Origin of the sequence: Methylobacterium sp. Leaf89 (assembly GCF_001422215.1) — a bacterium.
In the GTDB taxonomy this organism is placed as follows: Bacteria; Pseudomonadota; Alphaproteobacteria; order Rhizobiales; family Beijerinckiaceae; genus Methylobacterium.
This window is the reverse complement of sequence record NZ_LMML01000004.1, coordinates 302,222-302,636: the sequence shown is the minus strand read 5'-3', so window position 1 is coordinate 302,636 and position 415 is coordinate 302,222. Positions and strand designations below refer to the sequence as shown.

The 415-nt window shown below is 68.0% G+C and carries 1 pseudogene; it reads right to left on the bottom strand.

Annotated features, from left to right (window positions below):
- Window positions 1-237: 237 nt before the first annotated feature.
- Window positions 238-415, bottom strand: a pseudogene (locus ASF18_RS24485) (IS110 family transposase); the annotation flags it as partial.

Genomic DNA, 415 nt, shown 5'->3' with positions numbered 1-415 from the left:
CCTTTCGTGCGCATCCTGGTTCGGCGCGTGAACGGTCCTGTGGAGCTCTTGCTTCTCTCCGAGGTCGACGTGGGCCGCCTCATGATGGGATCAGAGGGAGTGAGTGGAGCCATCTAAGCCGCGCGCTCGGCAGAACCGACGCTCGAGTTTCCTCGGTCTCACCCGCTCCCGTCGTCCCCACAGGGACCTCCTCCACGCCGGAGGAGCTCGGTGTTACGTTATGCTGGTGTGCGGGCCTCAGGCCGCCGTAGCGGTCGCGACCGACCAGCGGAAGTCCGTCTCGTCGCGCCACATGCGGTGCAGCACAATCGCCAGCTTGCGGGCGACGGCCACGAGCGCCTTCTGCATGCCCCGCCGCTTGGCCACCGCCAGTCCCCAGACCTTCAGCGAGGACCACCGGCCGCGCGGGCTGGTT